Consider the following 8,487-nt stretch of genomic DNA (forward strand, 5'->3'; position numbering starts at 1 on the left):
GTCAGATTGCCCGTTCGAGATATTCAGGAACCCAGTCATCAGGCTCCATTCCTTCATGATAAATACTTTCAAAAATTTCCAGATTATCTGCACTGGCAGACAATATTTTCAGATATCCACCAAGTCCCGATAAATCGAGTGTCGCAAGTGCTGAAAATGATTTTCCATCCCCCTTTTTAAGACTGCTCTTTTTAATCAGGAACTGTCTCGACATTGGATCAAGATTTTTAACAATATTAAATTCTTCTGGTGTCAGCTTAAGCCCTTCCACATAATCATTGTAATCGGCATCAGGGTTAGCCAGATAAATACTGGTGCTGCATACTTCAACCACAGCCCGTGAAATCTTATTCTTCAGTATTTCATCCGGAGACTGAGTTGCCGGAATAACCAGCCCGTTCAGCTTACGAATTGTTTTCAGCTTGTTATAGACAAAATCGCTGAATGCTTCATCCTGTAGCCATTTCCAGAACTCATCCAGGAAGATAACAAGACGCCGACCGTCAAGAAGCTGCGTAATGCGATACAGCAGATAGAAAGTAATTGGTGCACAAACCATCGGATCATCAAGAAACTCAGTGCCATCAATGCCAAAATTATTGACATGCTGAATATTGAATGTGTCTTTAGCATTATCAAAAACCCAGCCATGAGCCTGACCATTAGCCCATTGGGACAAACGAAGGATAATCCCGTTCTCCTGCTCATCCCGATCATCTCTCTGCATAAGATGCTCAAGCATTCGGGTAATACCATATTCCCGCATTTCGCCAGGAGGAAAATCCATCACAGCATCAACACTTTCGCTAATAAGCAATCTTTCTCTTGTCGATAATCTTTCACCATTTCTGGTACACAGAATCTCCATTAGTTGCTTGACAAAAATACGGTTACGCTTTGTTGCCTCCAGAGCAAAAGGATTCCATCCTGTCGGCTCACCGCTTTTTACGGTGTAATATTCCCCACCAAGCATTCGGATACATAATTCAGCCCCTCTGTCCTTATCAAGAAAGACACACGTTAACTTTTTATTTTTTGCAGAATCGGCAAATGTTTCGGGGTTATTGTATTTCTGTAATGAACAGGCAAGATATGACAGAAACATTGTCTTACCTGAACCCGCCGTTCCTATAACTTTAGTATTAGCAAGATTCTTTTCACCTGTTTCATCTTTAAACAGTACTGAGTTATGTAAATTCAGATAATACGCCTGTTTGCTTGGTGTTTTGAGAATAGCAACCGCTTCTGTCCAGCAGTTTTTATCGCGTTTCCCCTGGTAGAAATTATGGAATGATGCCAGTTCGACAAAATTTACATTCGATACCGGAGATAAACGCGGCCTTAAATGAAAAACCGCCGGAAGCTGGGCAAAATATGCCGCTGGCAGTGACATGGTTGACAATGCCGGAATAATACCCAGGTCAGTAAAGTCTGCCGTAATTTTACTTACAGATTCGTCAAGCTCCCTGATACTGTCCGCCATTACCATTAGCGTGAAATGGTAGTAACCAAAGGATATATCACCGGACACAATATCATTTTTTGCCTTTTCCAGTTCCTGCAATTGAGTAACCGCATCATCTTCTGTGCTCTTTAACTGTTTTTCCGCACGTTTAATGGTACTCAATGCTTCTGATTTGCTCATGGATGTATATGAATGCGTAATAATATAGTCAGCATCAGAATACTGGAGCACATCAAAAACACCGGATGCAGTCTCGCTACAGAAATCTTTAATTTCAATAGAACGAAAGAATCTATTTCCATCAATGCGGCATATCTGTCCGGTATCATGATTAAAAAATACATCCACTCCACCAAGAACGTTATACACCGGAGAATCAGTTACTCTGATTTTTTGCAACTTTCCTGTCAGAAGATAATTATAGAATGACAGTTGAGAAGAAAATACCTTTCCGTTCTCCTCATACATACCAAGAAGTTTACAGGTAAATTTATCAAGAGCGCCAGAGAATGTATTAATCATTTCATTCATTCTCTTCACATGAATGTTAATATCATCTTTCTTTTCTTTAATACTTTTTTTGCGTTTTTCCAGTTTTTCTACACGCCCGTCTGGTCTGTAGATCAGCGTAAAGTAAAGAGTGTTCCCCTTGAATTTATTTTTCTTCATCGAACCATAATAACAGTCTGATATTATATCAGCATATTTATTACCTGATTTTGTGGTAAAGGCATCATAAAAACTCGCCCTGCATGAATGGTTATAAAATGAAACGGGCAGTCCGGAAAATGAACGAACAAGAGTGGCAACCTGTGAGTCAATAGTTTCTAACATCTCCGCAGAGATTGACTCAAAGTTAATCCCCATCAGTTGCCATGTCGCTACATAATCACCGTTTTTTGTTTTGACGATGTTTTTATCAACGTGGCTTGAATATGGGATATATTTACCAGTAGTGATTCGCTCATTCAGTTTCATGGCATTAACAAACTCATCAATTTCAACAGCTTCATATTGTCCGGAGAGGAACGCTCGTGCGCCAAAAAAACGATTACACACTGAGTTTCCGAGCATTTTCAGCTTAAGAAAGTAAAGGTTAAAAATGTGGTCGTCCTGTTTAGTGATCATTCTGAGAACAAAAACCGCGACAGGAATAGCCAGCCAGATCAGCTTGCTGATATAAACCCCCGCCAGAAATAACGCCCCTGCAACCACAGTAAGAGGGACGACAGGAACACCCACATACATAGCAGGGCGTGTCATCGCTTTATAAAGTGTAGACATACTATCGTCCCCGCTTTATTATTTAACCATCATTGATGCAACTTCAGCCGCACTGGCGATAACAATTGCCCCGATGATGATAGGTGAGCATTCACGAATCGTGCTTCCACCAAACAGAACCTTGTAGCCGACCCACAGACAGGCAATAGTCACCGTGACCAGTGAAAGGCCACTAAGCCCTGTTTTAACCTTTTCCAGCAGTGTTTCCGCTTTTGAAAATCCATCCGCAAAGGCCGGTGATGCAACTGTTGCCCCGGCGACTGCCATAACTACCTTATTTTTACGCTGCATTACAGCAGTGACAGATGAACTGATACGATTACATACTGATTTCTTAAATGACATTTTATAAGTCCTGTTAATTAATAACTTTTGTTGGATGTGAGTTATCAACAAAAGCAGATTTCAGAATGGTTTCGGGCCAGATAACTGACGCATTGTGTGAACGATTTTTTCGCTGTTCTCCCCCGTTGCTTCTTGTACCTGGTACAACATATTTTTTTTCGTTCCCTGTATAACCAATTCGCTCAACATAACTTGTATTATTAAATTCTTTTTCTTTTCGCTTACCGTTACTAAAATTTCCTGTATAGTAACAACTAAGCGCATTCTCCAGGCTCCTCCCTCGTTTATAACAATCCACGATAATCTTTTCGAAAACAGACAAGTTTTCACACGAATCAAGGAGTTTTTCTGCGGACGTGGAATAAAAAGAAAAATTACTGCTGGTAATCTGCATCAATCCGACAGAATAACGTCTTTTTCTGTTTTCAATTTCTCTGATAACTGTTAGAGCTTCCTCCTTACTTTTGGGCATATGACTGATAACACTTTTGCCATAGCTACCGCGTTCCCTTTCAGGAATAATTTCAGCCACAGCATAAGGATTGAAGCCACTCTCGACCCGTGCAATATCATTTATCGTATCCGGATGAACTGACGCCGCACACAGCAACAAGGCTGGGAATAAAGACGCCATAGCTAACGCTCCATATATCCATCAATACGCATACTCTGCATTAATAAGTAAATAATTTGCTTCCTCTTACTAAGCAAAGATGTTTTCGTTTTCTCTTCGATAAATGCATTCAACCTGGGATCGAGTTTTATCGTGACATAAACCCCTTTTTCCGATGACTTATCTGATTTCTCCTTCATTTAATCAATCCACTATAAGTGTGTTTTGGATTTGTTTTAGATGCGAACATGATTCGCAAAATAACAATGCTCAACAATACGATCAAATAACATTGACAAAATGGTCATATTATGATTCGTGTGATCATGCAAAAAAAAAGCGCCCATATGGACGCTTTAGTATGATTTAAACATTAGTTAATCGAATGTAGGGACTGGAGCATCCTTCTGAGACTGAATAAACAATGCTTGTTTAACATTCTTACAGTTCTGAGAATCAGAGCCAGACTTCTCACACTCTGCCTGCTTTTGTTTAGCTTCCGTAAGATGCTGCCCCCACCAATCCACACTTTTTACTTCTTCACTACAACCAACAACGAAGAACGGCAAAGCAAAAAGCAGATATTTTTTCATAAATTCCCCCTCTCACTGATCCTGGAAAGACTTGACACGAGAAGGGCATTAGTCCGAATGAGTACCAGTGTTCTGATCCCTGCCAACGAGACACCTCCCAGTTCAGCTCTTACAGAATCGAGATATTTTCTGACAGTTGAAGGCTTTAGTCCTTTGAAATCAGCAATTTCATTCAGGGTATAGCCATAAGCGTACATCAGAATAATGTCTTTTTGTTGCTCACTCAAATGTTCTTCATCACTAAAAATTTGATGAAGTACAGAAATGCAGATAGCATCATGCTCAGTCATGATAACCTCCCTCGTAGGTTGTTGTGATCAGCAGGTGAGCAAAGTAGCCGCTTTGTTCACCTGCGCCAAAATCAAATTAAAATCCCAGGCCTTTCCAGTTCCTCTCTTGCTGTATTCTTAGTTTTTTATGTTCTTCTGAATCCTTTGTAAACCCGTGTTCAAGAGCAAACCCGATATTGTGACCTTGCTCATGTTTTCTGGATAGCTGCTTTTTAACGTCGCTCTCTTCCGGCTGCCTGGTTTCACGCTCATGAACCTGACGTTCTCTGTTCCGCTCAAGGGCAATATTTTCAATCTGCCAGTTATTGCGATGCGTTTCCCTGTAGCCTGCAACAGTTCCATCATCATTAAACATTGGACTACGTACAAGCGTAGGAGCCAGTTTTTTTACTTTGATAAGCGTTCCTGGCTGGAGCTTTTCAGACTCGAAATGATTTTTCAGGTCTTTACCCCAAATCGTAACCTGTTTTCCACCTTTTAAAGTTTCATAAGTGAGGAAAGGTGTTCGTTTTTCCCCTGCCTTATTCTGATATGAAGTCTCCCCAAAATCCACCACCTTGTAAACATTCCGGAGTCTTTTCGGATTTTCAGCCTGTAATCGCTCAATCTCCCGTTTACGTTCGGGATCTTTTTTCCAGGTAGCGGTAACATCATATCCCATACCTTTCAGTTTTCTATGAAAACCGTTTCTGAACTTCCTGGTTTCAGATTTAGTAAGTCTTAATCTTCTTCCTGTTTCTTCATCACGAAGTTTAATATTAACATGTACATGAGGATGATCTTCTTTATCATCATGGTATACGGCAACGAAAGCATGGTTTGGATAAGTCTCTTTAAGAAATTCTACCGTAGCTTTCAGAGCGTCTTCCCTGCTTACTCCAGCTTCTGGTGGTGGTGAAAAGACCATGTTTTTCACATGATCGATGTTTTCTCCACGATATGTCCTGGAGTAATCATTTCCTTTAGATAAAGTTGAAGTAAACTCCCTGTTAAAGTCTTCTCCTTTCCCTGTTTGCTCTGAACCTTTTCCATCATAACAGTAAGCCTCAAGTTCACCATTACGGGTAATGTAATCAATACCGTTTTTGATACCTGCGGCTGTTTTCCCTGAACCAGTGATTTTAAAAGTGACTTCTTTTGTTGGCGTCCAGGTATATGCTTTCTTGTCTGCGCCATGTCTGACTTTATGATTAAAAGCCGATTTACTGGCATGTATATGTCTTCCTGATAACTTAGGAGATTTCGGATCACGCCCTGTCCCTTTAGCGCGTTTAATACGGTATTCCTGTTCTACATACACACCCATAAATCACCCAAATCGGTTAACAACACTCTTGGTTAACGTTTCAAGTTTTGAATCAATTTGCTTACACAGTTCAATCACTTCAATAACGTCTTTTCTGAAATCAGGATCGTTAACCGTACAGAATCTTTCACCTTTTATGATAAAATGAATGTTGCGACCAACACGATCTACAGCAGTTGATAGTTTTTTAAGTTCCTTAACTTCATCAGGGTAAAGACAGACTTCATTTTTTAACAAAGACTGACGCACACGAATAGCAATTTCTCTGCTCATGCTCATGCCGTGAAGGGCAGCATTACGTTTAACAAGTTCTATTTCATGAGGGTATAAACAGGTTTTAACAGCCTTTGATGATTCATTGCTGACAGGTATATTTGATGGTTGAACATCAACATTAAGCACATTATGCCTGGCAAATGTATTGATGCTGGTAAACCCACTTGATATAGCGTTATGCTCTGCAAGTTTTAACTCATCATCACTAAGTCTGAACGCTATCATCTTCATAACTCACCCCAACAGAGCCTGCGGCAGGCACAGGCAAAAACATCGTTTTTGGACAATCATGGATAAAATGTTAACATTTTGACCATGATTGTCTATCCTGCATTGATTGTACCATATGTGGCACTGTGCCTGGCTATAAAATCGTCGCTGCATATGTCCAGATTTCGTTGCTGAAAGATTCTTTCGTCTTCGACCATCAGGCAAACGTATAGCTGAAAGATTTGTGAAAGAAAAAACAGGCCTGGCAGGGCTGGGAATTGTTACGGCTGAAGCCGTAACGCTTTTTAAGTCCTCGCTGCGCTGCGGGGCTTCCGGCGCAAAGCGCCTCCCATGCCCTTACAGGGCATAAAAAACAAGGGCAATTAAGCCCCTGCGCGATGATTGCTGACTTCTTTTTCCAGAGCCTTATTAACAAAGGCATTCAACGATAAATCTTCTTCCATCGCCATTTCTGCTACCCGACGATGCAGTTCTGGATCAAGCCTGACGTTAAACACGCCTTTAAACGGGGTATCAGGTTCCTTTCCATCCTCCACACAAGACTGTAAATACAGATCAACAGATGTTTTAAACTCCTGTTCCAGTTCAGCTAATGTAGAAGCCTCATAAGTTACCAGGTCCCGAATAAACGCCAGTTTTCCATACAGGACATTATTTTCAAAATCGGGTTCAACCGTGCCTAAATATCCTTTATATTTTAAATGTTTCATAATAATCCAGCCTCTTTCAGATTCTGTTTAATTGCTTTCAGCGTACCACCTTTGATATAACTTTCCGGATGTGGACGATGCATTAATATGGTGTGATTGATTTCAGCATTGAAAAACCGCACTCTTGACCCCTGCATTTCCTTTTTGACATATCCCAAAGAGGAAAACAAAACGACCAGTTCATCCCATTCAAACGTTTTTTTACTGTTTAAAAACTTTGCCAGTAGCTTATCTGTTTTCCCCATAAATCCATCCCCTATAGATATGCAACTAATTATAGTTACACATGGCATTTTTGTCAAAAAATACAAAGGGGCAGAAAGCCCCTTTTTTTATTTAAAACATTTCATACCCTTGCAAGTAGTTTAACCACCACCGGAATTGATCCCATTCGCTAAATTTCATTGCCGGAATTCTGGTTTCCCAGCCTTTGACAAGGGAATCAGCAAGCTGTACGATCTGCCGCGTTGACATTTAAAAACCTCATTCAGTTTTGATTGTCGATAACGTGATCAGGTTGGTGGAACAACCTGATCACACCTTGAATAGTCAGTCATTACCCTCCTTCTTTTCTATAGTTACTGTGTATCCGTAAAGAGTCAAAATGCGATAAGCATCCAACGCCTCACGCTCACTTTTAAATGTTCTGACTTCGTGTAATCCTTTACCTTTATCAAGGGATACACAAAACTCATAATCTTCTTCTACTTCTATCTTTTTAATTAATTTATCAAGTTCGGCTAATGTTCGTTTTGGCTCAAAAAGAAATGTGCATTGTACAATGGCGTTTAAATCTTCCCGATCAAGCTCTAACAGAGCATCATTATAAGCAGCTTTAAAACAGCGATTATTACGCAGATCAGATGCAAACTGCATTGCGGCTTGTTTTAACGTTTTCATGAATTTCCCTTGCATTGATGTTAATAGACAATTTCAGAATCAATATTGAAATTTCCAGAAAATGCAGGGATGCCCCTGCATTCATAATGCTTAACAAAGACACTCAATAAAATCTTTAAAACTCAAGCATTCATCGCCATCTTTTAATGAATCAAAATATTTTTCATATTCGTCCCTGTAGAAAAGGACTAAATCAACATCACTCTGCTTAAGTTCGCCAAACTGAGGAACAATTCCGGCTTTATAGTCACGAATTTTATTGTTATCAGTAAATATGACAACATACTGTTGTCCAGTATCCTTATGCATAAGGATAATAGTGCAAAGCGTTACTCGTTCGAATGTGAAAACATGATTAGTGGTTGAAGTAAAAACAGATGAGCATTTCATTTTAAATCTCCTGCCCTGCTGGGCTATTGTGAGAGGGGCCATTCCCCTTTCGATGAAACAATAATACGACTTTTAAGTCGTATT

At 40.0% G+C, this 8,487-nt stretch carries 11 protein-coding genes; all 11 read right to left on the bottom strand.

Annotated features, from left to right (window positions below):
- Nucleotide 1 precedes the first annotated feature (1 nt).
- Nucleotides 2-2,749, bottom strand: a complete 2,748-nt coding sequence (locus tag OGV82_RS06960; protein ID WP_070749900.1) for a VirB4 family type IV secretion/conjugal transfer ATPase — start codon at nt 2,747-2,749, stop codon at nt 2-4.
- Between the two features lie 18 nt (nt 2,750-2,767).
- Nucleotides 2,768-3,094 (bottom strand): TrbC/VirB2 family protein, encoded by a 327-nt coding sequence (locus OGV82_RS06965; protein ID WP_252384050.1) that lies wholly within the window; start codon nt 3,092-3,094, stop codon nt 2,768-2,770.
- Nucleotides 3,095-3,107: 13 nt separating this feature from the next.
- A complete protein-coding gene (locus tag OGV82_RS06970; RefSeq protein ID WP_000157549.1) occupies nt 3,108-3,728 on the bottom strand; it encodes a lytic transglycosylase domain-containing protein in 621 nt (206 codons plus the stop codon).
- A 356-nt stretch (nt 3,729-4,084) separates the two neighbouring features.
- A complete protein-coding gene (locus OGV82_RS06975; RefSeq protein ID WP_000760375.1) occupies nt 4,085-4,300 on the bottom strand; it encodes an EexN family lipoprotein in 216 nt (71 codons plus the stop codon).
- Nucleotides 4,297-4,590 carry a helix-turn-helix transcriptional regulator gene (locus OGV82_RS06980; RefSeq protein WP_060578246.1) on the bottom strand — a complete coding sequence of 98 codons (294 nt, stop codon included), beginning with the start codon at nt 4,588-4,590 and terminating at the stop codon, nt 4,297-4,299. The genes OGV82_RS06975 and OGV82_RS06980 overlap by 4 nt, the downstream gene beginning before the upstream one ends.
- A 76-nt stretch (nt 4,591-4,666) precedes the next feature.
- Nucleotides 4,667-5,896 carry a DNA relaxase/nickase TaxC gene (gene taxC / locus OGV82_RS06985; RefSeq protein ID WP_001329504.1) on the bottom strand — a complete coding sequence of 410 codons (1,230 nt, stop codon included), beginning with the start codon at nt 5,894-5,896 and terminating at the stop codon, nt 4,667-4,669.
- Between the two features lie 3 nt (nt 5,897-5,899).
- Complete coding sequence (ddp1, locus tag OGV82_RS06990; protein ID WP_000781817.1) at nt 5,900-6,403, bottom strand: DNA distortion polypeptide 1; 504 nt, start codon at nt 6,401-6,403, stop codon at nt 5,900-5,902.
- Nucleotides 6,404-6,765: 362 nt separating this feature from the next.
- On the bottom strand, nt 6,766-7,113 hold the full coding sequence (locus tag OGV82_RS06995) for a type II toxin-antitoxin system HicB family antitoxin (RefSeq protein ID WP_000681613.1): 348 nt from the start codon (nt 7,111-7,113) through the stop codon (nt 6,766-6,768).
- The gene (locus tag OGV82_RS07000) at nt 7,110-7,358 is read right to left on the bottom strand and encodes a type II toxin-antitoxin system HicA family toxin (RefSeq protein WP_000520549.1); all 249 of its coding nucleotides are present in this window, start codon (nt 7,356-7,358) and stop codon (nt 7,110-7,112) included. Before OGV82_RS07000 ends, OGV82_RS06995 begins: the two co-directional genes overlap by 4 nt.
- Nucleotides 7,359-7,662: 304 nt before the next feature.
- Nucleotides 7,663-8,013 (bottom strand): hypothetical protein, encoded by a 351-nt coding sequence (locus OGV82_RS07005; protein WP_000854259.1) that lies wholly within the window; start codon nt 8,011-8,013, stop codon nt 7,663-7,665.
- Between the two features lie 90 nt (nt 8,014-8,103).
- Entirely contained in the window at nt 8,104-8,403 is a 300-nt protein-coding gene (locus OGV82_RS07010; RefSeq protein WP_000650309.1) for a hypothetical protein, read from the bottom strand.
- Between the last annotated feature and the right edge of the window lie 84 nt (nt 8,404-8,487).

The sequence above is a fragment of the Citrobacter sp. CK191 genome, assembly GCF_030333435.1.
In the GTDB taxonomy this organism is placed as follows: Bacteria; Pseudomonadota; Gammaproteobacteria; order Enterobacterales; family Enterobacteriaceae; genus Citrobacter_B; species Citrobacter_B koseri.